The 23470-nt window shown below is 52.9% G+C and carries 25 protein-coding genes; 24 read left to right on the top strand and 1 reads right to left on the bottom strand.

Features of this window, described 5'->3' with window-relative positions:
* Positions 1-43 precede the first annotated feature (43 nt).
* From C162_RS34540 to C162_RS20885, 18 genes are all read left to right on the top strand, one after another.
* A complete protein-coding gene (locus tag C162_RS34540; protein WP_051493802.1) occupies positions 44-1009 on the top strand; it encodes an amidohydrolase family protein in 966 nt (321 codons plus the stop codon).
* An 8-nt stretch (positions 1010-1017) separates the two neighbouring features.
* Positions 1018-1779 (top strand): cyclase family protein, encoded by a 762-nt coding sequence (locus C162_RS20955; protein ID WP_036697300.1) that lies wholly within the window; start codon positions 1018-1020, stop codon positions 1777-1779.
* A gap of 64 nt (positions 1780-1843) precedes the next feature.
* Positions 1844-2152, top strand: a complete 309-nt coding sequence (locus C162_RS20950) for a TIGR04076 family protein (RefSeq protein WP_036697299.1) — start codon at positions 1844-1846, stop codon at positions 2150-2152.
* A 16-nt stretch (positions 2153-2168) separates the two neighbouring features.
* Positions 2169-3545 carry a radical SAM family heme chaperone HemW gene (gene hemW / locus C162_RS20945; protein ID WP_036697298.1) on the top strand — a complete coding sequence of 459 codons (1377 nt, stop codon included), beginning with the start codon at positions 2169-2171 and terminating at the stop codon, positions 3543-3545.
* Positions 3546-3559: 14 nt separating this feature from the next.
* Positions 3560-3877, top strand: a complete 318-nt coding sequence (locus C162_RS34535; RefSeq protein ID WP_051493801.1) for a carboxymuconolactone decarboxylase family protein — start codon at positions 3560-3562, stop codon at positions 3875-3877.
* Positions 3867-5249 carry a radical SAM family heme chaperone HemW gene (gene hemW, locus C162_RS20935; RefSeq protein WP_036697296.1) on the top strand — a complete coding sequence of 461 codons (1383 nt, stop codon included), beginning with the start codon at positions 3867-3869 and terminating at the stop codon, positions 5247-5249. The genes C162_RS34535 and hemW (C162_RS20935) overlap by 11 nt, the downstream gene beginning before the upstream one ends.
* Positions 5246-6688, top strand: coding sequence for a U32 family peptidase (locus tag C162_RS20930; RefSeq protein WP_036697293.1), 1443 nt, complete (start codon positions 5246-5248; stop codon positions 6686-6688). The genes hemW (C162_RS20935) and C162_RS20930 overlap by 4 nt, the downstream gene beginning before the upstream one ends.
* Entirely contained in the window at positions 6685-7863 is a 1179-nt protein-coding gene (locus tag C162_RS34530) for a flavodoxin family protein (RefSeq protein ID WP_051493800.1), read from the top strand. Before C162_RS20930 ends, C162_RS34530 begins: the two co-directional genes overlap by 4 nt.
* 39 nt (positions 7864-7902) lie before the next feature.
* Complete coding sequence (locus C162_RS20920; protein WP_036697292.1) at positions 7903-8661, top strand: alpha/beta fold hydrolase; 759 nt, start codon at positions 7903-7905, stop codon at positions 8659-8661.
* Between the two features lie 2 nt (positions 8662-8663).
* A complete protein-coding gene (locus tag C162_RS20915; protein WP_051493799.1) occupies positions 8664-9947 on the top strand; it encodes a B12-binding domain-containing radical SAM protein in 1284 nt (427 codons plus the stop codon).
* Between the two features lie 26 nt (positions 9948-9973).
* Positions 9974-11260, top strand: a complete 1287-nt coding sequence (locus C162_RS20910) for a B12-binding domain-containing radical SAM protein (RefSeq protein WP_036697286.1) — start codon at positions 9974-9976, stop codon at positions 11258-11260.
* Positions 11261-11264: 4 nt separating this feature from the next.
* On the top strand, positions 11265-12563 hold the full coding sequence (hemW, locus tag C162_RS20905) for a radical SAM family heme chaperone HemW (protein ID WP_036697281.1): 1299 nt from the start codon (positions 11265-11267) through the stop codon (positions 12561-12563).
* A 15-nt stretch (positions 12564-12578) separates the two neighbouring features.
* Positions 12579-13385 (top strand): hypothetical protein, encoded by an 807-nt coding sequence (locus C162_RS34525; RefSeq protein ID WP_051493798.1) that lies wholly within the window; start codon positions 12579-12581, stop codon positions 13383-13385.
* A 343-nt stretch (positions 13386-13728) separates the two neighbouring features.
* Positions 13729-13887 carry a hypothetical protein gene (locus tag C162_RS36655; protein WP_179090535.1) on the top strand — a complete coding sequence of 53 codons (159 nt, stop codon included), beginning with the start codon at positions 13729-13731 and terminating at the stop codon, positions 13885-13887.
* A gap of 312 nt (positions 13888-14199) precedes the next feature.
* Complete coding sequence (locus C162_RS20895; RefSeq protein ID WP_036697278.1) at positions 14200-14622, top strand: VOC family protein; 423 nt, start codon at positions 14200-14202, stop codon at positions 14620-14622.
* Between the two features lie 129 nt (positions 14623-14751).
* Positions 14752-14985, top strand: a complete 234-nt coding sequence (locus C162_RS35530) for a RidA family protein (RefSeq protein WP_084648997.1) — start codon at positions 14752-14754, stop codon at positions 14983-14985.
* A 203-nt stretch (positions 14986-15188) separates the two neighbouring features.
* Positions 15189-15437, top strand: a complete 249-nt coding sequence (locus C162_RS20890; RefSeq protein WP_156949674.1) for a hypothetical protein — start codon at positions 15189-15191, stop codon at positions 15435-15437.
* A 372-nt stretch (positions 15438-15809) separates the two neighbouring features.
* Complete coding sequence (locus C162_RS20885) at positions 15810-16613, top strand: hypothetical protein (protein WP_036697276.1); 804 nt, start codon at positions 15810-15812, stop codon at positions 16611-16613.
* A 33-nt stretch (positions 16614-16646) separates the two neighbouring features.
* Here the strand turns inward: C162_RS20885 and pyk are convergent, their stop codons facing one another.
* A complete protein-coding gene (gene pyk / locus C162_RS20880) occupies positions 16647-18077 on the bottom strand; it encodes a pyruvate kinase (protein WP_036697274.1) in 1431 nt (476 codons plus the stop codon).
* A 139-nt stretch (positions 18078-18216) separates the two neighbouring features.
* Here pyk and C162_RS20875 point away from each other — a divergent pair, with 139 nt between their 5' ends.
* The 6 genes from C162_RS20875 (at position 18217) to C162_RS20850 (ending at position 23458) form a co-directional block, all read left to right on the top strand.
* Positions 18217-19119 carry a LysR family transcriptional regulator gene (locus C162_RS20875; protein WP_036697271.1) on the top strand — a complete coding sequence of 301 codons (903 nt, stop codon included), beginning with the start codon at positions 18217-18219 and terminating at the stop codon, positions 19117-19119.
* 329 nt (positions 19120-19448) lie between these two features.
* A complete protein-coding gene (locus C162_RS20870) occupies positions 19449-20207 on the top strand; it encodes a creatininase family protein (RefSeq protein ID WP_036697269.1) in 759 nt (252 codons plus the stop codon).
* A 98-nt stretch (positions 20208-20305) separates the two neighbouring features.
* Positions 20306-21226: a helix-turn-helix transcriptional regulator gene (locus C162_RS20865; protein ID WP_036697268.1), complete on the top strand. Its 921-nt coding sequence runs from the start codon at positions 20306-20308 to the stop codon at positions 21224-21226.
* 93 nt (positions 21227-21319) lie between these two features.
* The gene (locus C162_RS20860; protein ID WP_051493796.1) at positions 21320-22237 is read left to right on the top strand and encodes a DUF2785 domain-containing protein; all 918 of its coding nucleotides are present in this window, start codon (positions 21320-21322) and stop codon (positions 22235-22237) included.
* On the top strand, positions 22234-22896 hold the full coding sequence (locus tag C162_RS20855; protein WP_036697264.1) for a cyanophycinase: 663 nt from the start codon (positions 22234-22236) through the stop codon (positions 22894-22896). Before C162_RS20860 ends, C162_RS20855 begins: the two co-directional genes overlap by 4 nt.
* Positions 22897-22999: 103 nt before the next feature.
* A complete protein-coding gene (locus tag C162_RS20850) occupies positions 23000-23458 on the top strand; it encodes a RidA family protein (RefSeq protein ID WP_036697263.1) in 459 nt (152 codons plus the stop codon).
* The last annotated feature ends 12 nt before the right edge of the window (positions 23459-23470 follow it).

The following is a 23470-nucleotide window of genomic DNA, read 5'->3' as shown; positions in this document are numbered from 1 at the left end:
GCCTTGCAATACCAATTCTAAGCAAAGTGGTGAGAAGACGAACGTGAAGAGCGATCTTGTAATTGTAGATACTCATGCCCATTTCGCCGTCAAGGAGAACAAAAGCCTGGAGCTTAGTCTGGCCGGGGCCGGGACGGTCCCGGATTACAAGAAGCAGAAGGGCTTCGATGACTTGCAGTATCTGAAGAAGATGGTGGGGGCCACGCAGGACGGCTTCGTCGATGACAACAATCTGCTGGAGGATTACCTGAACTGTATGGCCGAGAACCAGATTGCCATGAGCTGGGTGCATCAGCTCAGCTTCGAGGATGTCTACGGCTATGAGGTGCTGTCCAATGAGAAAATCGCCGAGGCGGTCCGCGCCCACCCCGACAAGCTGCGCGGCTTCGCCAGCGTCAATCCCTACAAAGGGAAGGAAGCGCTGGCGGAGCTGGATTATGCCATTAAGACGCTGGGCATGCAGGGCTTCAAGCTGAACCCCAATGATTACGGAGGCTTCGTCCTGAATGACCGGGATTTGCTGTATCCGCTGTATGAGCGGTGCAGTGAGCTGGGCATTCCGGTCAGCGTGCATACCGGGATTACGCCGGGCAGTATTTTTCGGATGAAGCATAACTACCCGATTCTTCTTGATGATGTGGCGGTGGATTTTCCCGACCTGACCTTGATTGTGGAGCATATGGGCCATCCCTGGAATGACCTGTGCTATTACATGGTCGGCCGGCACGACAATATGTATGTGACCATCACGGCGGTAGCCAATATCCTGATTCACAATAACCCGAAGGTGTTCCGGATGGAGCTGGCCAAAATGATCTCGGTCTGCGGCAGCCACAAGATTCTCTGGGGCTCGGACTGGACAGTCACTCCGAACATTGCCGAGGTGCTGAATTACATGCAGAAGGTAGTGATCCCGCTGCCCATGAAGCTGATGATGGGGGTGAAGGAGATCAAGCGGGAGGATGTCCAGAACATCCTGGGGCGTAACGCACTCAGAATTATGAAGTAGGTGAGGACATGGCAGTTCAGTTCATTGATTTAAGTGTGCCGATGGAGCAGAATCCGGGCGAGCTGGCCCCGTACGGGTTCGAGCAGACCGGCCATCAGGAGGGGGCAGACCGCTTCGCCCGCCAATTCGACGGGAGCCGGAAGGACTTTCCGGGCGAAGAGTTCCTGAACATGGAGATGATCACCACATCCACGCATACCGGGACCCACTTCGATGCCCCCCTGCACTTCGGCTCCATGAGCGAGGGAGAACCGGCAGCGTCCATTGACGAGGTCCCGCTGGAATGGTGCTTTGGCGACGGGGTGGTGCTGGATTTCACCCATAAGCAAGCAGGAGAATCCATCGGGCAGCAGGATATTGAACAGGCGCTTGAGCGGATCGGGTATACACTGAAGCCGCTGGATATTGTGCTGATTCGTACAGGTGCGGACCGGCACTGGGGAACCCCCCGGTATCTCACGGATTATCCGGGCATGAGCAGGGAGGCTACAGCATTCCTGACCGGGCAAGGCATCAGGCTGATGGGCATCGACAGCTACGGGTTCGACCGTCCGTTCAAGCATATGATCAGCGATTATAAGCGGACCGGCGACAACGCCTATCTGTTCCCCGCTCACTTCTGGGGCAGAGAACAGACGTATTGCCATATGGAGCGCCTGGCGAATCTGGACCGGATTCCGGTGGCATACGGGTTCAAGGTCGCTTGCTTTCCGATCAAGATCAGGCAGGCCGGTGCGGCCTGGGTAAGGGTAGTAGCCATTATTGAGTAGTACATCACAAGTTAAGTGAAACGAGTCACATACCAATCACATAATCCAAGAGGAGGAATTAGGGATGAATTATGAATTTGAGCTTAAGGTTACGGGTGTTAAGGGGCATTGCCGGGCAGGGCATAAGGAAGGGGATATCATGAAGGTCTCCCCGTTGAACGCAGGGAATCTGTGTGGAACGGCGTTTCATGCGGTCTTTCCGATGCTGCTGGCGCTGAACATGGATGCGAAGCTGCCGTGGGACCCGGAAGGCAACATTGTACATTCGGCCTGCCCGGATCTGCGCAACCAGATGACGATGGAGATCCGCCGCATTCCGGTGGAGCCGTCCGAAGATTCCCCATATGCGGGCCGGATGCTGCAATCCAAATGAAGGGGGAACGCTCCATATGACCAGAGCGAAGCAATATGTTGAATTGTTCAAGGAGAGAGATTCGATCTGTGTCTCGCATTATCCTGTACCTGTCTCTCAGCACGAAGAGTCTGAAGTAAGGTCGCTGATGGAGCTGAATCAGGTGAATACCAAGGATACACCGGTAGCGCTGTATCTGCATATTCCCTTTTGCGATGCCACCTGCTCGTTCTGCCCGTTCAACCGTTATCTGAAGCGGCAGGATCAGGTGGACCGCTACCTGGCCGCTGTCCGGCAGGAGATGGACAGCTATGCAGCTACGCCGTTTGGCAGCAGCATTACGGTCTCGTCCATTAATCTCGGCGGCGGAACTCCCTCCTGCCTGTCCTCGGAAGAGCTGACCGGTGTCCTGCAATACATCAAGCAGGCCTTCCGCGTGGAAGAGGACGCCATGATCTTCATCGAAGGCAACCCGCGGAATTTCACGGCAGACAAGCTGGAGGCCTTGGCTTTGCAGGGCCTCAACCGGATCAGCGTGGGGGTGCAGACCTTTCAGGAAGAGCTGGCCGAAGTGCTGGGGCTGTATCACAGTGTCGAGGATTCATTCGCGTTAGTGAAGAATGCGCGTAACAGCGGCATTGAGAATGTCGGCATTGACCTGATGTACAATCTGCCGGGCCAGACGCTGGATCAATGGCGGGCGGATATCCTCACCTCCATCGAGCAGGAGATTGACCATATCTGCGTGATTTCCTTCTGTGTTGTCCCGCATACGCAAATTGCCTCGCGTATAGCGGAAGGGAAGATCCCGGGCATCGGGGATGTCTACCGGGAGATCGAGCTGTATACCATCGCCAAGGAGATGCTGCTGGAAGCCGGGTATGAGCAGTACAGCGTCATCGATTTCGCCAAGCCGGGCAAGACGGACCGGCACGCCACCCTGTACTTCTCGGAGCAGTCGCATATGATCGGGATCGGCGCGGCCGCTTTTGGCATCATCAACGGCTATATGTATATCAACAGCGGCAATCTGAATGAATATATGACCCGCGTGCAGGACGGGCTGCTGCCGGTCAATTGCGGGGAGAAGGCGGATGAGCGGGAGCTGGCGCACGGGGCCATGGCTAAGGGGCTGCGGATGCTGTCCGTTAACCGTGCCGGGTTCGTGAAGATGTTCGGGCAGGAGCCGGAGGAGCTGTTCCCGGAGACGATCGAACGTCTGGTGCAGGACGGGCTGCTGATTCAGGATGCGGAAGGGATTCGGCTGACTGAGGACGGCATTATATGGGGCAACAATGTGAGCAAGCAATTTTTCTCCGCAAAATATGCGGATTACGGGCTTCAGCACCGGATGAAGCTGGCCAAGGGACGCCCGGTGCAGTCGGTACAATCGGTACAGTCGGTACAATCATAAGGAGGGTATAGCTGATGAGCGATATGTTGATGAGAGTTAATCCGCAGGTGGGGAACGCTTTTGAGAGCATGTGCAAGTCGATTGAGGACACGGGGACGCTTGACCCCAAGGTGCGGGAATTGATCCGGCTGGCTTGCGTGGTTACAGACCGTTCTGCCTACGGCATCCGGCTGCATGCAATGAAGGCTTATGAGTTGGGGGCGAGCGCGGAGGAAGTGACAGAGACGGTGATGAATTGTCTGCCTGTGGCAGGTATTGAGGCGGTCTCTTCCGGTCTGGCTGCGGCCTTGTCGGCAGTGGAAGCTAAGCGGGGTGTTCATCATGTCGGTTAAGACCACGGCCTACGAACGCTTCTACAACGTCTATCCTCATAGAGATCCAATCTGTGTGTCCCACTATCCGAACCCTGTGACCGAGGTTGCCCCCGCTGATATCTATGGAACGATGGGCCTTGGCGGCCAGCCTCCGGCGGATAATGTGGGCGCAGTCTATGTGCATGTTCCCTTCTGCGCGTCCGTCTGCATCTTCTGCCCCTTCAACAAGATGGCCTATCAGGAAAAGCAGGTGGAGCAGTACATGGAGGCCGTCAAGGCCGAAATCGGCATCTATGCCTCTTCTCCGTATGGTTCGCAGTCCACGATCAGTGCGGTGACGTTCGGGGGCGGTACGCCTTCGGCTCTGTCGGCTGAACGGATGGTGGAGATGCTGAAGAGCGTCCAGGCGAGTTACCGGGTGACGCCGGATGCGCAGATCTCTTTTGAAGGCAGCCCGGCCACCTTGACGCTGGAAAAAATGCAGGCCATCCGCGCCCAGGGGGCGAACCGGATCAGCATCGGCATCCAGACCTTCAACGACAAGATGGGGCATCATCTGCGGATGAGCCATGATTCCAAGCGGGCCTTCGAGGTGCTGGAGGAAGCGAAGGAAGCGGGCTTCGAGAATATTGGGATCGATCTGATGTACAACCTGCCCGAGCAGACCATGGAGGAGTGGCTGGAGGATGTCCGCACGGCGGTGCGGCTCGGCATCGACCATATCACGGTATTTTCACTGTGTGTAGTACCCTTTACTGCCCTGTTCAAAATGATCAAGGAAGGCAAGATTCCGCCTACCGGCAGCGTCGAGCTGGAAGTGGATATGTATCTGGAAGCCAAGCGGCTGCTCCAGGAAGAAGGCTATGTCCAGTACAGCGTGTGGGATTTCGCCAAGCCGGGCTTCGAGGACCGGCATGTTCTCTTGTACTATACCCAGCAGAAGGATCTGTTCGCGCACGGTCCGGCGGCCTTCGGGTACGTCAACAAGCTGATGTATATCAACCAGGGGGATATCCAGGAGTACAGCGACCGGCTCCAGCAGCAGTTCCTGTCCGTCTTCATTGCCAGTCAGGCAGATGATTTGGAAGCGATGCACGGGATGATGGCCAAGGGTCTGCGGATGCTCTCAGTGAAGCGGAAGGATTTCGCCGGAATGTTCGGATATCAGCCGGAGGAGGTCTTCGGTCAGACGATCGATGATCTGGTAGCCAAAGGCCTGCTGGAAACGGATGACCATGAGATCCGCTTGTCGGACAGAGGGATTGTCTGGGGCAACAACGTCTGCAAGGAATTCTTCTCGGAAGCGAACCAGCAGACCTTCGAGAGCCGTGTGAAGCTGGCACGCGGACAAAAGCCGGCTGAGGCTGCCGGAGAGGAGCTGAAGGGATGAAGCTATCTGTCGGTACCAACTTTGATGACCGGTTGCCCATCCTGCTGAAGGATTCGCATGTGGATGTCTTCTACGGTAAGCTATCCTCTGATCTGGTGGGCGGCGGGAGACCGACCTTCGCGCTGCCAACGATTGACCGGGCGAGGGTGGAAGAGCATGTGAAGCTCCTTCATGCCTATGGCTTCAAATTCAATTATCTGCTGAATGCCACTTGTCTGGATAACCTGGAGACCACGAAGGACTTCCATTACCGCCTGCGCGAGCTGCTGGAATGGATCGGCACGCTGCAGCCGGAATATGTGACCGTATCCCTCCCGATGCTGATTGATATGGTGCGCACCGCGCTGCCCGATGTGAAGATCAGCCTGTCCACCTTCGCCAATGTGAATACGCTGCGGCAGGCACAGTATTTCGAGGAAAAGGGCGTCAGCGAGATTACTCTGCCCGAGAGCCGGAACCGCGACTTCGCCTTCCTGGAGAGCCTGCGCAAGAATACCCGCTGTGAGTATCAGCTCATTGCGACCAATGACTGTATGCTGGACTGCCCGATGCGCCACAATCATGCGAACTTCCAGAGCCATGCTTCGCAGTGCAATCATGTAACGGAGGGCTTCGCGCTGGATTATTATATGCTGCGCTGTACGGAGCGCAAGCTCCAGCATCCCGAGGAGCTGCTGAAGTCGCAGTGGATTCGCCCGGAGGATATGCATATCTATGAGGAGCTGGGCTATCACAAGTTCAAGCTGACCGAGCGGATGAAGACCACGGAGAAGATTGCGGCTACCGCGCAGTCCTATTCGCAGCGGAAGTATCAGGGGAACCTGCTGAGCCTGCTTAATTCGCGGATGGCAGAGGCCGACTTCGAAATGCCCAACTTCTCGAAGAATATCAAGGAGGAGTTCGCTCCGTCCGAGAAAATGAGACAGGTCTACCGCCTGCTGTTCAGCTTCCAGGCCAGCATCGACAACGAGAGCCTGGAAGGCTTCCTGGAGGGCTTCCGCTCGAAGCGCTGCGACCGGATGGACTGTGACAAGTGCGGCTACTGTGCCGAATGGGCCAGCCGGACGGTGTCCATGGCGAAGCCCGGGGACGAGGCGCTGAAGGAATTCGAGCAGCTGTTCGCGGCGCTGGCTTCGGGAAGCTTCTTCGATTCGGCGGCCGGAGGAATGAAGGTGGCCTGGAGCGCGGAAGGCGAGAGTCTGTTCGACGCGGTCATCGGGCGCAAGCCGGAATTCATCCGCGATATGGCCGGGCCTGAGATCCGTAAGAAGGCTGAGGAGCTGGCAACGGCGCGCGGAAGTGCCCAGGTCTTAAGGCAGGATGTCGCCAAAGCGAACGTACTGTGTACCCCGGCAGACTTCCGGATGTTCGCGCTCAGCGATCTGCGGTCGCTGGGCTTCGATACGGCTGAGCTGGACTTAGAGGAGGCGGCCGGATGAAGAAGATCATCGGGCTCGCCGGGTCCATGAAGAAGCGCCACAGCTCCAGTGAATACCTGCTCTCTGTTGCGCTTGAAGCCGCAGCGGAGCAGGGGGTGCAGACGGAGCTGCTGCGGCTGAATGATTACAACATTCTGCCCTGTGACGGCTGCGGCAATTGCATGAACGGCAAGCACTGCCACCTGCTGAAGGACCCGGAGGACCAGTTGACGGAGCTGTACGACAAGCTGAAGGAGGCGGACGGCTTCGTCTTCGCCTCTCCGGTCTATGCGCTCTCGCTTCCGGCCGTCTGGAAGAACTGGATCGACCGCTGCGAGCCTTGCAGCGACGAGGATCTGGACTTCGAGTACTACAATTATGACCGGGTAGCCGGGGTGAAGGGCAAGGCGTTCAAGGGTAAGGTCGCCGGACAGATTGTTGTCGCAGCGGGACCGGGGCATGAATGGGCGCTGGCCTCGCTGATGCCCTGCTTCACGGCGATCAAGCTGTCGATGATTGCCAGCGCAGGCATCAGCCTGATTGAATATGACGGGCAGCCTGGCATCCGCAAGCGCTCCTGGAGCAAGCCGATTGAAGAAGCGGAGGAGGCGAAGATGATGGCCCGGGCTGTCGGGATGCGGGTGGCCTCCTCCCTGGGCTTCTCTTACTTCGACCTTCCCGGGCAGTCGGGAGGGGGGCAGGTGAACGGTGATCCGGGGGAGAGCCACGGGCAGGGGCAAGGGCTGGCGAGCCTGGAGCAAAGCGAAGCCTGGCCTGCCTTCACTGTACAGGACGTCCGGGATGGGGAGGTTACGCTCGGTGAACTCGCTTCGATTCAGCCAAGGATCTTCGTCATCGGCGATCAGCAGGCCAGCCTCCGCTGCGGGCCGCTGCTGGAGCAGCTGAAGCGGCAGTTCGGCGGGACCGCAGACTGTGCGCTGATTGCGAGGGTGGGGCAGCTGCCCCACTTCATCACTCATGAATTCGTGAAGGAGAAGACAGGCCAGACTGTTCCCGGCTTCACGCTGTACTATGACTGGGAGGATAAGCTGGCCTCGCGCTGCACCCTGGCGCCCGGACAGCCGGCCATTCTGGTAGGCAGAAGCCCCGGGGAGTGGCGGTTGTTTGCAGTGGATGAAGCAGACGGCCGGGATATAGACCGGGTCGTGGACTATCTGGAGGAAGCTGTCGTATGAGCGGCCCGGCCGGGAAGTTCAAGGGAGGATACAAATTACATGTTGAAGACTAAAGGGATACCTTTACATCACACTGTTCAGGGTACCGGAGAAGCCGTGCTGTGCCTGCACGGTAACCGCGACTCTTCGCTTGTCTTCCGGGATTTGGCCATGGCGCTTGCGCCTCATTATCAGGTGTTGTGCGCGGACTTGCGCGCACACGGCCAGTCGGAATACGCCGGTCCTGCCTTCACCCTTGAGGACATGGTCGATGATATTCTCAGGCTGCTGGATGAGCAGGGGCTGAAGCAGGTCTCGATCATCGGGCATTCCCTGGGCAGTACGCTTGCTCTGCTGCTCTCCGCTCGTGAGCCAGACCGGGTGAAGAAGCTGGTATTGATGGGGGCTGCGGCCACCTTCGCGGTTCCGTTCAAGCGGCCGGAGCACGGGGAAGAGATTACGCCGGATGCTGTGCGGCAGACGAATGCGGCGGCGGTTCCGTATTTTTTCACCGAGGGGCATGAAGCAGTTCAGCATCAGATTCTGGAGGGCTGGTCCCGGCTGCCTGCCGCGACCCACCGTCTGATGATTCAGATTAAGCATCCCGACCTGCGTCCGGTCCTTCAGGGCATCCGGCAGAGATCGCTGATTATTACCGGGGAAGCGGACCGGATTACGCCGCTGCACAAGGCGCTGGAGCTGAACCGGTATTTGCCGGACTCCCGGATGCATACGGTTCCAGGCGCCGGACACTTTATGTTTCTTGAGGCGGGCGGGGATGTAGCTGCTGCCACGCTCACTTTTCTTAAGGGGGAGTGAGCATGGGCAGAGTGCTGCTGATCTCGGCGAATACGGAGAAGCGGCCGCCTGTATTCCCGCTGGGTCTTAGCTATATTCATGCCAGTCTTGTCGCTTCCGGCTGGGAAGCAGGCATGCTGGACATGACCCAGCTGGAGTATAACCGGGAGACCGTTACGGATTACCTCAATGCCTATATGCCGGATTATGTCGGTCTATCCATCCGCAACCTCGATAACTGCTGCATGCAGTACCCCCGGAGCTTCGTGGACCAGGTCTGTGCGTTGGTCGATTGGGTCCGGGGATGGAACTGTACCGCCCGCATTATTCTGGGAGGGGCGGGCTTCTCGCTTCTGCCCCGGCAGTGGCTGCAGGAGACAGGAGCCGATTACGGCATTGTCGGAGACGGCTGTGACAGTATCGTGGAGCTGCTGGGCCAGCTGGAGGCGGGGCAGGTGCCGTCCGCAGTGAGCGGGCTGATGTTCAGAACAAGGGCCGGGGAATGGAATTACTGGTCGCCATATGCACCGGAGCAGCTGGATCAGGAGTATTTCCCGAGCCGCAGCGGATTTCTGCACAGCTATGATGTAGAGCGCAAGGTCCGCCATAATGTATTGACCAAAAGAGGCTGTGCGCTAAGCTGCACCTATTGTGCTTACCCGTCACTGGAGGGCCGGGCGGTCCGCCTGCGCTCACCGGAGGGGGTGGCCGATGAGATTGAGCAGATGGCGCTTCAGTATGACATCGGTTCATTTGACTTCGTGGACAGTGTCTTCAACTATCCGCTGGAGCATGCCGAAGAAATCTGCCGCGAGCTGATCAAGCGCACGCTTCCGTTATCCTGGGGCTGCTTCCTGAATCCGCGGTTCTTCACGGCAGCATTCGCCGGGCTGCTTAAGCAGGCCGGGTGTACGGAGGTGGAGTTCGGGATTGATTCCGGCAGCGATATCTGCCTCAGATCCTTCAAGAAGAATTTCCGGCAGGGCGAGATCCGCAAGGTGGTCCAGCTCTGCCGCAGCCAGGAGCTGAACTTCAGCTTCTGCCTCCTGATCGGGGGACCGGAGGAGACACCGGAGACCCTGCGGGAGACGCTGGATCTGATGGAGGAGCTTGCGGTGCAGCGCATCTTCGGCTTGTTCGGCATCCGTATTCTGCCGTCCACCGATATGTATAGCTATGTGGGTTCGCCGGAGCCGGATGATCTGCTGCATCCGAAGTTCTTCATGTCCCCGCAGCTGAGTCTGGAGCAGGCGAACCGCATCTGTGCGCCGTACCGGGAACGCAACCCCGACTGGATGTTCATATGAATGAGGAAGACAGGGTGGAGTGAAGCATGAGAATCCTAGTGGTGTCTACGAATACACTGCTGAAGCCGCTGCCGGTCCTTCCCGTCGGTGCGGGAATGGTCTACTCGGCTCTGACCGCTGCCGGATTCAGGACACGCTTTCTGGATCTGGCTTTTGTGGCTGAGCCGCTGGAGGCGCTCCGCGGGGAGCTGCTGGTCACCGGAGCGGATCTGATCTGCCTCTCGGTGCGCAATATCGATAATCAGGTGATCCAGCGGCCGGAGAGCTATCTCTCTTTCTTACAGCAAGTCATGCAGGTATGCCGTACTTGCAGTTCAGCCAAGGTACTGCTTGGCGGGGCTGCAATGCTGGTGATGCCAGGCGAGCTGGTGAAGGAGCTGGGGGCAGATTACGGCATCAAGGGGAGCGGGAGCGAAGCAGAAGCGGTACGGCTGGCCCGTGAGATCGAGCGGGGGCTGGCCCCGGAGACAGGTACGGTTCGTAATGCAGATCCCGCCTATCATCCGGTGTACAGCCGTATTCCGCCGAAGCTGCTGTTCGCTCCGCAGTATTTTATCCCGAACCCCCGCATCAAAAAAGCCTCGATGGGCTATCAGGCCTCCAGAGGCTGCAGCCGGCACTGCATCTATTGCTCGGAGGGCTACATGAATGCCGGCGCCTGCCGGATTCCTGCGGAGCAGTTCAGCGAAGATATGAAGATTCTGGAGAACGGCTATCAGGTGCATAACATCACTTTTGTAGACGGGGTGTTCAATCATGAGGTGGAGGAGACGGTGGAGTTCTGCAGGCTGATCGGCCGCACAAGCCCCTCGCTGGAATGGAGCTGCGCTCTGACTCCGGCCCATATTACTGAGGAGCTGATCCGCTCGCTGAAGGAGACCGGCTGCCGCTTCGTAGACATCGGGGCCGACTCGGGTTCGCGGCAGATGCTCCGGCAGATGGGCAAGCAGTTCACCCCGGAGCAGCTGATTGAGCTGGGACGCCTGCTGGAGCACTATCAGCTTCCCTATTCGGTATCGCTGCTGTTCGGCGGGCCGGGAGAGAATGCGGATACGGTACAGGAGACAGTACAGATGGTCAATCAGATGAACCCTGTGTATATTCTGGCCAGCCAAGGCATCCGTGTCTACCCTCACACCGCACTATACCATATTGCTCTACAGGAGCAGGTGATCCGGGCTGAGGATAACTTGCTTTTTCCAGCCTACTATCAGTCCAAGAATTATAGTGCTGACCTGCTAACCGGTGCTCTGTCAGCTTCACGCCATATTTATAAGGATATGCTTATGAATTCAATTGGAGGAAGGACTTGATAGAATGAACAAGCCTGTGTATCCGTTCCGGGAGATCGGGATCGGACATTATCCTATGGGGAACACTCCGGTGTCACCGGAGGACAGCAAGCGCCTGCCGTCCTTGATGAACCTGAATCAAGCTGCGGCAAGCTCCAAGCTGGCCTATGTACATATTCCGTTCTGCGATTCCATCTGCCCATTCTGCCCGTACCCCAAGGCGTTCAACGAGCAGGGAGCCCGCCAGGAATATCTGACTGCGCTGTTCCGCGAGCTGGAGATGTACGGGGAGACGCCGCAGATCCGCAATTGCTCGGTGGAGGCGCTCTACATCGGCGGCGGGACGCCCAGTGTACTGGACGAGGAAGAGATCACCGCTCTATTCGAGCAGCTCCAGGCCACGCTTCCCCTGCACAGCGTTGAGGAAATCACGTTCGAAGGCAATCCCGCCTCGTTCACCGCTGCCAAGCTGAAGCTGCTTCAGGCGCTTGGGGTGAACCGGATCAGTCTCGGGGTGCAGACCTTCAACGATGAGCTGGGCAGACGCCTTGGGCTGCTTCAGACCGGTGAGGATTCCCTGCGCAGTATTCAGGATTCCAGAGCAGCCGGGATAACCAATGTCAGCCTGGACCTGATGTACAATCTGCCGGGCCAGACGATGGAGGAATGGCTGGAGGATCTGGCGAAGGTAGTAGAGCTGGACATTGGCCATGTCACACTATTTCCGCTGAAGATCATCCCCGGCTTCGGTCTGGCTAAGCGCATTGCCAGCGGCGAGCTTCCGGCCTGCGGCGGTCTTGAGCTGGAACAGCAGATGTATGTGGAGGCTTGCCGTTATCTGGAGTCGCAGGGCTATTCGGTGGAATCGACGTATGATTTCGTACGGCCGGGAGGCCATCATGTGTATAGCCGCAAGCATTTCGACGATTACCTGGACCTGCTCTCGGTGGGGCTGGGGGCGTTCGGCGATGTGGGCGGCTATGCCTACCAGAATGTGAAATTACTCCCTGAATATGTGAAAAAAGTTACATCCGGCGACCTCCCCATTGCTTTAGGCTACGAAGTGAAGGCAGAGGATCTGCCCAACCAGTTCCTGGCGATGGGCCTGCGCCGTACAGCGGTTGACCGCCAGCAGTTCCGCCGCAAATTCGGCGTTTTCCCGGAGGAGCATTTCCCGGAGCTGTTCGATAAGTTCGTGAAGGAAGGGCTGGTGGAGATCCGCGAGGACACGATTGCGCTGACGCGTTTCCACGGGCTGTTCTGGGGCAACAATGTATGTAAGGAGTTCTGTGAGGAGCAGATCAAGATGGCTTTTCCAAAATAATGGAGGGGTACTGGAATGAACAGTAAAATGAGCAAAAACGTCTTCTACGGCGATCTTCGCGAGGCCGGGAAGTATGCGGAGCTGGAGCAGCGCCTGATGGGCGAGTCGAACCTGCCGGGGCCGCGGGCCAATCTGGGGGCGGCTTCCGCCTTCGCGGACGCCTTCGCGTCCGACTGGGTGACGGATGAAGCGTGGGAGCTGGTGGTGGCATGGAGCGTCAAGACGGAGGCGGAAGCGCCGACCGACGATGCCCGCGAGTTCCTGCCGTTCTGCGCGCTCCAGGCGATGGGCAGCTATTACCGCTATGCGGAGCCTGCCCGCCGGGAGATCATTCTGGAACGTTGCCGGGCGGCGATGAATGACGCCCGCTGGCGGATGCGCGAGGCGGCAGCGATGGCGCTGCAGCGCATCGGGGAGCAGGACTTCAGCGCGCTCCGCGCACTGTTCGACGGAATGAAAAGCACGGCTAACGCGCTGGAGCAGCGGGCCTTCGTCGCCGCCCTGGCCCACCCGCCGATGCTGAAGGAGCAGGCCAATGTCTTGTATGCGCTGGAGCTGTCCGAGGAGATTCTTGACCAGATTGCCGCCAGACAGACCCGCTACGGTGCGGAAGAGTTCCGCGTCCTCTCCAAAGGTCTGGAATACGCACTTAGTGTATTCGTGGAACGTGCGCCCGAGCAAGGCTTCCGCATGCTCGCCAAGTTCGCAGTGACTGATGACAAGCGCATGCAGAAGATCGTGAAGTCCAACCTCGGCAAAGCCCGCCTGGCCAAAAAATTCAGCCAGGATGTGGAGCGCATTCAGGTGTTGATGAATGCTTGATGGGGGATGGGAGGGCGATTGAGGACCTTCGAGTGCCCAATCTGCTCCTTAACAGACCGGAGGGCCGTTCTTTTCAAGAAAAGGTACCTTTTTGCCGGTCTGCGGACTGGAGTGCGCTTATTGCCTCTCTGCGAACCCTCTCAGGCGAATAACCTGCAAATAAGGGCCCTGCAGTCCGCTGGGGAGAGTGGGAGAAAGCACTATGCTGAGGGCATAGCCAAGTAGAGGTAACAGAGATAGCCGGCCTGCATACTTAAGTATGCGGTCCGGCTTATTTGCAATGTGTTGGATACTCCAGCCGATACTGTTTAAATTCGTTGTATTGGGAAAGGAGGCGTGGATTATGAACAATAAATCTCTTGTAACCGGTGCATCTTTAGGCTTGTGTTTTGGTGTGGTATTTGGTGCAGCTCTCCATAGTATTCCACTAGGCATTACTTTCGGGATTATCTTTGGGGTTGTCTTCTCCATGACGGTAAAACCTAAAGCTAAAGATGAATGATTGTCTCCTGCGTGGGGCTGTAACAGCCCCTCTTTTTGTATGCTTTCATATAGGATTTTCACTTCAAAAGGGGGTTGCTCCAGCATGGAGCCCGTTTGGACTAAGCAGTGGTAGATCCTGATTCTCGATGCTCTCTGTGATAAGATAGGTTAAAAACCGTAGAGGATAGGATGTCATGAAATCATTAAAGCAGTTCATTGTTTTCGGATCATGTCTATTTTAATGTTATTGCCAAGTTAGCGGCTGCAATCTAAACGATTGAAAGTAATTGAGCTGTAAACACTAAATGATATGGGTGAGGAGAAATGACAAATGATTCAGTCCATTGTACATATTGCTCTGGTCGTAAACGATTATGATGAGGCCATTGAATTTTATACAAAAAAGTTGAATTTCACAGTAGTAGAAGATACATATCAGCCGGAGCAGGATAAACGGTGGGTGGTGATTTCGCCTCCTGGCTCAGTTGGGACTACGATCTTGCTTGCCAAGGCGTCCAAACCTGAACAAGAGCAATTTGTCGGTAATCAAACGGGTGGGCGGGTATTTCTGTTCCTGAACACGGATGACTTTTGGAGAGATTATAAGGATATGGTCTCTAAGGACATTGAATTTGTTAGAGAGCCCCAAGATCAATCGTACGGAAAAGTAGCTGTCTTTAAAGATTTATACGGGAATTTATGGGACCTGCTGGAGTTGAATGAGAATCATCCGATTGCTAAACGTGTTAGGTGATATCTCATGAATTTAAAACGAATGATTATAGGAATTGCAGTCCTGTTTAATATCAACTCGGCTTCAAAATGAAACTTGATTCCTTACTGTATTTCTTCCAAATCTGATGAGTGAGGAGATTAAAAATGACTGAACAAACAGTTTGCACGGCAAACGGGAATTGAGATTTTGGCTGTACTACAAACAGCTTTAGATACACTGGATAAGGTGAAACGGGTGGTTGAAATTCAGGGCCTTGTTAATGCGGTAGCCAGTTTTGAAGAGCATCATAAAGTGCTAAATGGGTGTTCTGATCTGATGCTGGATGTTTTCGGAGAAAAAGGTATCCATGCCCGTTCAGTCTTTGGAAGCTGTTTCGGTTAGGTTGCGTAGTATACATGAAGAATACGTAAATAATTAGTGAATAATTAGAACTAACTGATGATTTTCAGGATATAGAATTATGGAGAATACTTGCTGTAAAGACAGCTCAAGAATTATTGAAGAAGTACAAGAAACATCTTATTGTTCCTAGGACAATATATAAAGCTGTACATTTCGAGTACATTTACAACGGTTTTAAAAGTATGGATCGAGAAGTTTTTCATTTTTGTCTCTTGGCATCCGAAAACACAATTAAAAAACGTATTGAAAAACGCGGGAACACTTATGATGCTTGGTACCAACAGCATACAAAAGCAGGTGTAGCTACATTTAATGAGAGTAGATTTCAAGAACATATAGAAACTGACCATAGAGAAACTGAAGAAATCATTGAAATAATTTTAAGAAAAACTTCAGGATCAATGTATAAGCTGCCGCTACAACATACCTAATGCTACAAGTCGTATGAATTAAGCACTGGCGTGACCTCCAGGCACAAGCTTCTCACAGTCTTCATGACAAGATTGTCCCCGTCAAAAACAACATTGGATATACTGAGGGTCACTTCATCTTGTGTCTCTGACGTCACAGCTGAGCCAGCCGCGCTGCTTGCAACTCTATTCGCCAACACAGAACTGGAGCCAGTGAGGCCGCTGGCAGAAGCCTGCCCGGAAGTCCCGTTGCCTGCATAAACAGAAAGCCCGCCCCCTGCAACCGTCATACCTAAGGTGAGTATCAATGTTATTACTGTTTTTATAGAATAATACCGAGAAGCTATTTCGTGACATGAATTCACAACGTATGTCTTAATGGGGGTCAGCAATATGAAGCTTTGGCCGATGAAATTCATTTCAGTTCTAACTTGTTTTGCATTGACGGTATGCGGATGTGCTGGCATGAAAAGCAAGGGCACGGAGCATGTTACGGCAAGTGATTTCATTATTCCCTTGAACGTTAGCGAAGTGTTGAAGCGTCCAGAGACTGGGGTTATTGAATATTTTCAAAACCGTCGTGAAGATTTTGATATTCTAGGCGGTTATCTGTTAGAGAATGAAAAAGTGTTCCAGACTCGGCCTGTCATACTTCAACAAGATTATTCCATCGAGAACATCCAAGACCCTGAAATTCAACAAATCGCTCAAACATTGTTTCAAGAAGGTGTTGTAAAAAGGATATCCTCCTTAAATGATGACCCTAGTAAAAGTATTGACTTTTTGTGTAATGCCGAAGACAACTTGTATCAGCAAGGCATAACCTATATCAGCCTACCAGAGATGGCCAAAGGCGATCCTTCGAAATTCAGCTATGTGAATGACTATAAGAATCTGGGCGGTGGATGGTACTATTATGTCTTCCATTATGACAAACTTAAAAATGAAGATGAATTTCGGAATCTAGCTTGGGCCCAAATCTCTGAAAAGGAAAGAAGCACCTTAACCACGCCGAAGGAGAAAGCCAAAGTGATCCTAGAGTCTGCAAAAAACGTTGGCTATTGGATTGAGGACAGAAAGTCAGATGTTGTTGTATCCGTTCAATTTGATACGGAAATGAACGGCCCACTGGGACCGATTACAATGTTTTTTGATCCAATGACCAAAGATTTGATCGGGGGCAATCCGCGTTTCTAACAGGCTGGAGTAAAATACGAACCCCGTTTTTATTTAAATCCCTTCCCCAACTCGGTGAACCCGCAGCAGGTTTGTGGTTCCCGCGCAGTCTACAGGGACACCGGCGGTAATGAGCACCAAGTCGCCATTTTGTACGTATCCGGCAGACCTTGCCAGTTCAACGGCGGCTTCTACGGCTGCATCAGTGCTGGAAGCAGACTCGTCGCGGAGCAGAGGAATTACACCCCAGGTCAAAGAAAGGGCATGTAGCACGCTCTCCTTAGTGGATACGGCGATGACTGGTGCAGCGGGCTTGTGCTTGGCGATCATCCGGGCAGTAAATCCGCTTTCGGTTAGGGCGAGAATAGCCCTGGCGGAGAGCGTGAGGGCAGTGCGGACAACAGATTCGCCGATGGCACCTGTTATGTTGATGGCAGTTTCATTACCCATGCAGTTACAGCGGCCATAGCTCCCCAGGACGGACTCAGCGCGGGCGGCGATGCAGGCCATGGTCTCGACGGACTCCAGCGGGTACTTACCTGCGGCAGATTCACCTGACAGCATGACAGAATCGGTGCCATCAAAAATAGCGTTGGCGACGTCACTTGCTTCTGCACGGGTCGGACGCGGGTTCATCTGCATGGACTCCAGCATGTGAGTGGCGGTGATAACCGGTTTTCCGGCCAGATTACACTTCTTGATCATGTCTTTTTGAACCAGCGGCACCTCCTCCACCGGCAAGTCCACGCCCAGATCTCCGCGGGCAACCATTAGTCCGTCGGCTACGCTCAGGATGGCATCCAGGTTCTCAAGGCCCTCGTCATTTTCAATTTTGGCGATGATTTGGATATGGTCGGCCTTGTGTTTACTCAGAATATGTTTAATCTCAAGAATATCTGCAGCTTTGCGGACAAACGATTGAGCGATGATGTCGATATTCTGCTCAACGCCGAACTTGATGTGCAGGATGTCCTTCTCAGTTACACCGGGAAGACTGGTTTTGATGCCGGGAACGTTGACACCCTTGCGCGGCTTCAGCTTGCCGCCGTTCTTGACGAGGCAGGTGATCTCGGTGCCTTCGGACTTTACGACTTCCAAACGCAATAGACCGTCATCAATCAGGATACTGCTGCCGGGCTTCACATCTTGGGGTAACTGCTTATAGGTGACTTGGATGCGGTTCTTCGTGCCGAGCACTTCCTCTGTGGTCAGAACCACTGTTCCCCCTGGTACCAATTCCACGTAGTCCGAGGCCATTTTGCCGATACGAATTTCCGGACCTTTGATGTCAAGCAGGACGGCCACATATTGGTTTAGCTCCTTGGCTGCTTCCCGGATGTGGCGGATGCGCTCTGCGTGCTCCTCCAGCTCACCGTGAGCTAAGTTCAGGCGGGCGACATTCATACCTGCTTGGATCAGCTTACGGAGCATTTCGGGGCTTTCGCTGGAGGGGCCGATGGTACAGACGATTTTAGTTTTGCTCATGAAATTCTCTCCTTCATCGATAAATTATTTTACCTTGTGAAAATTTTCCCTTATCCTTACAATAAAGCATAATGATTCATCAGAAAAATATATATAATTTCGTTCTTCATTAATTTTGATGTAGGAGGCAGGTCATCTTATGAATCTTCATGCCCTTAAAATATTTCACACCATCTCTGAAAAAGGCGGAGTCACCCGCGCTGCGGAGGAATTGCGGATTAGTCAGCCTGCGGTTACGGCCCAGGTACGCAATCTGGAGAAGGAATTAGGCATACAACTGTTAGCCCCCAAGGGGCGTGGTATCTTAGTGACCGATGCGGGTCAGATGCTGGCCAGTCATGCCAAACGATTGTTTGCATTGGAGCGTGAGCTGGATGAGGCAGTCCGTGAATACAAGGCCGGGTTCAGCGGTATCCTGCGGATTGTCGCCACCTATCTGCCTGCTAATCTCCTGCTGCCGGAATGGCTGGCACGCTACAAGCAGGAGCATCCTTCCGTGGAGGTGGTCTTGAATACTGCGAATTCCCGGGAAGCGGTGGAGGGGCTACTACATTACGATGCCGAGGTAGCCGTATACGGAGGCGGCTGGGAGGAGCAACCGGGTATTGAATGGGAGGAGCTTCTGGAGGATGAGCTCTGGTTCATCGTCCCGAAAAACCATCCATACGGAGGAAAGGAAATTACTTTAGCGGAAATGATGAAGGTTCCCTTCATTCTGCGTGAAGAAGGAAGTTCAACCCGGGAGCGTCTCTTCTCTTTATGTCGGGCTTTGAACGTCAGTCCTCCCAAGGTCGGTCTACAATTTAATGGGGTGAACGAGATGGTTCGGGCCGTCATCGCGGGCTATGGAGCTATCTTCATCTCCTCCCTGGCGGTAAGGGACAATGTGGAGCGCGGGGAAGTGGAGCGTGTGATGGTTAACGGCACTTCGCTGCTAAATCCGATTGCCGTCTGTACCCGGAAACAGGAGGCATTGTCGCCAGCGGCAGCAGCATTTCTCTCACTGGTCCGGGAGCAGTCGAAAGGGTGGGCAAGGAATTAACTTTTCGATGGGGCAAATCACACCCTTGTCATTGGTCGATACAGTGTTGAGAGGTTTAGGATTGTGCAGAATTTGGTAGGAGAGGTACAATAAAAACAAGAATCGGCGCGAATGCCAAGCTCCCATGAAATCCCCGGGTCCTTTTCAAGAATTGAAATGGGAAATAGATAGTGAATTGATACGGAGAAAGCATGAGTTTTGCTGTTTTCCGCTGTCGTACTCCGTGTGGAGCGCATGGCTAGGAGAGTTCGAGGCAAGCTGATCGAGGAGGGGATCGAAGGTTAGTCGTGCTTATCAAGTAACCTAGATCAACAATGAAGGAGCTAACCATGCTAGATTATACAAATACCACAACAGAATTATCTTTAAGCGGCATTGACACTGTAGTCATATCCGTTGGGGCTACAGAGCAATTTGGGCCTTATTTGCCAATGCATATAGACAGTTTGATTGCTGAGCTTTACGCCAATGAATATGGTAAAGCACTAAATGCATACGTTTTGCCCGTTTTACCCTTCAATACCTCGGAAGAACATGCAGCGTTCAAAGGAACAGTGACTGTTAGTCCTAATATTTTGACTGCTATGCTTGAAGATATAATATTGGGCTTGAGAAGACAAGGTTTCAAGAAATATCTCCTATGTTCAGGGCATGGTGGAGCATATTGGTATAACGCATTTATTAAACATATGAATTATAAATATCAAGACATCATTGTTATTTACCCCGGTTATAACGGTTCGTGGGATAATGCAGTGAAGGCCGCTGGATTAGATGGACGCAATGAAATACATGGTGGGTTAACTGGTGTTTGTACGGCAATGTGGTTATGTCCTGAGCTAGTAAAGTTAGAAGCCATGGGCTCTGAAATACCGGAAGAAAACAATAGATATTCCGATTATATTGGCTGGGACAAACTTACAGAGGATGGTAACTGGGGAGTTTTTATCAAAGGACAATACAGTGAAGAAGAGCTTGCTGCAAAAGGAAAGATCTTATGGATGACACTGATTAAAGATCAATGTGATGGATTAAAAGAATATCTCGAAGAAGCCTATGTTAGGAAAATCGGGGAGAAGTACAACTAATGAATACCGTAAACATCCTTTACCAAGTAGCCTTAAATAATGGATAGTAAAAAATCCCACCCAAAGGAGGAGACGTTCCTTAGCGTCACACACCCATCATGCGAGTCAATCGATTACTCTCCATGCTGCTAATCATCTCCGGTCAAGGTACGGTAACGGGCAAGGAGCTTGCTGAGCATTTCGAGGTATCCTTGCGGACGATCTACCGGGATATTGAGAAAATAAGCGAAGCCGGCATACCGGTTGCATCGACCAGCGGCAAGGGTGGAGGATACTATATTATGGACAGCTATAATGTAAGCAATCTCTTTCTTAATGGGGACGAAGCTCATACGTTTGTAGCTGTAATGAAGAATTTACACGGCTTGTTTGGCCGGAACGAAGCTTTTAATGACATTCTGCTGAAGGTTGAACATACCTATAAGCGGGAATCCAATCAGGATAAACTGACTCTGGATTTGTCCCATTTCAGTATGGAAAAGGAGATTAAAGAGTACCTCGGGATTATAAGCGAAGCCATCACGGAGAATAGGCTGCTGGTGTTCGACTACATTAACCGGGATATGGAATACCTGGAGCGGACGGTCGAGCCGGGCTGGATTGACTTTCGTCACGGCCATTGGTATGTGATCGGCTTCTGCCGGGTCAGAAACGACTATCGCAGATTCAAGCTTGTGCGGATCAGACAATTGGAGCTGGGGCCGTCTTTTGCCAAAAGAGATGTGCCGGATGCGCAGATTGCCGAGGTCATTGAACACAATTATTCGCAGGCGGGCATACAGGTTGTGTTGAGATTCACTTCGCGAATTGGCGCGCAGCTTACCGAGTATTTTGAGAAAGAGAAGATTAGCCTGCGTGAAGATGGCTTCTATCTCGTTACGGATACTTTTCCTCATGAGGAGGGTCTGCTGAAATTCATTCTAAGCTTCGGCAGGGAGTGCGAGCTGTTGGAGCCTCGGGGATTACGGGCCGAGCTGCAGCAATATATGCACAATATGCTTTTATCCTACAATGACTGACCCCCTGGTGTCAGTCATTGTATTTTATAGTAGGGATATTGCCGGGAGAAATACATACCGCCGCTATAACTAGGTTAGGAGTGAACCGACTAGATGAAAGCCTGCATTTTGGACGAAGAAGTCAATGAATGGGGTACGAAGGACACACGGACAGAACTGATACACAAGCTGCACAGATTGGAGGAAGAACAGTATATCCTGCGAGAGGGAGAAAGCTTCCAAGACTTCACCGATCTGATGCTGAGGCATATGGGTGACCCGGAGCCTGAGCTTCGTGAGCATATTTACTCTACCTTTTACATATGGCTGAAGCGCGATAATAAGCTCACAGCTGAGGAAATGCGGCATCTATTAACTGTCTTGCTGGACGACCAGCATTTGTTCTACCGGATTGGAAGTGAGGGCGGTCACAGTGTACTAACCAGGGCATTCGCGGTTCTGCCTATCGCTCTTATTATGCAGCGGGACAGGATTCATCCGTTCTTGCCGCCAAAAGACTTCCAGTATCTAAAGCTGTCCTTGCTTCGCTACTATCAGGAGGAGAAGGACCTGCGCGGTTATCTGGCAGCCGAAGGCTGGGCTCATGCCGCAGCTCACGGGGCAGATGCTCTGGAGGAGCTGATCCGCTATGAGGAAAGTGACATTGCGGTGCAGCATGAGGTGTTAGAGGCGATTACAGGAATGCTGCATAACGGTGTTCGGATTTTTGACGAGGAGGAAGACGAACGCATGGCTAGTGTTGTGGAAACGATGATCCGCGAAAAGCTGCTTCCGCAACAGGAGATTGCCGGCTGGATTCATAGCTTGTCGCAGTGCATGGAATGGCCGGATACACGCGCACAGAGAGTCGCCAGAGTGAATGGGAAAAATATCGTGCGCAGCCTGTATTTCAGAACGATTGCCCGGAATGACGGGAATTATCTTACACTCACCAGCGCCATGCTGACGGCTGAAGCTAAATTAAACTGCTTTAACGAGGCAAATCATACATATGGAGGTAACGAAGCATGAGTACTCACTATTATTTCAGTTGGTTTAATGGCATTTTGCCAGAGGGGCTGATGCAATGGTTGCAGGAGGATATTCAAGACAGACAATCGCTTGTTATGATTAGCGCTCAACCCTCTGATTTTGATGATGAACAGATTAACCTTGAGGATATAACGGAATGGACATGGCTCCATCAGGCTAATCTTAGGTTTGATGAGTATCATTTCATCGATTACCGCATGCAGAAGGAAGAGGCCCGGCAATGGATTCAGAACGCGTCGGTCATTTTATTATGTGGGGGATATCCAGTTCAGCAGCATAATTTTTTGGCGGAATACGATTTGACGAATGTGATTAGAAATAGCAATGCAGTTATCCTGGGAGCTAGCGCCGATTCGTTGAACATGTCTGCCAAATGGGTAACCTCGCATAACGCCGCCCATTCAGTGGAAATAGATACAATTCATGATGGGTTGGGCTTTGATCCGTTTGCCTATGAATCACACTCGCAACGCGACTATGCCTCGTTTATCCAAGGCTACCTGTTCCCCTTATCGGAGGAGATCGATGTATATGCGGCAGAGCAGGAGAGTGCGATTCGTGTAAAAGACGGCAAAATCGAAATAATGGGTCCGGTATATTATATATCCCGCTCGAAGATTCAGAGAATAAGCGTATGACCACGGATTAGTATCCGATTGAAGCATTGCTAGACTAATTGTTGCTCCTTACCTCATTGGGTAGTATAATTCTTCCAAATATGATGCGTGAGGAGATTGAAAAATGACTGAACAAACAGTAGATAGTAGAATAGCAACATTAGGAATCGTCCTCCCCAATGCAAGCGAACCAGCAGCTAAGTACGCAAACTTCGTTAAAGTAAACGGGTTATTGTATGTTTCAGGTAAGGGACCTGCTGGAACGCCTAAAGGAAAGTTAGGTCAAGAGTATACAACCGCAGAAGGTTATCAGTTTGCACGGCAGGCTGGGATTGAAATTATGGCTGTACTAAAAGCTGCTTTAGGTACACTGGATAAAGTGAAACGAGTGGTTAAAATTCAGGGCTTTGTTAATGCGGTCGCTAATTTTGAAGAACATCATAAAGTGTTAAATGGTTGTTCTGATCTTATGTTGGATGTTTTCGGAGAAAAGGGTGTCCATGCACGATCAGTGTTTGGAGCTGTTTCGGTTAGAGATAATCTTCCAATCATTATTGATTCAATATTTGAGGTTGAAGAATAAAGGAGAACCCAG

This window comes from Paenibacillus sp. FSL R7-269, assembly GCF_000517865.1.
GTDB lineage: Bacteria > Bacillota > Bacilli > Paenibacillales > Paenibacillaceae > Paenibacillus_AQ.
The sequence above is the reverse complement of the archived record's forward strand: the minus strand, read 5'-3'. Positions and strand labels throughout refer to the sequence as shown.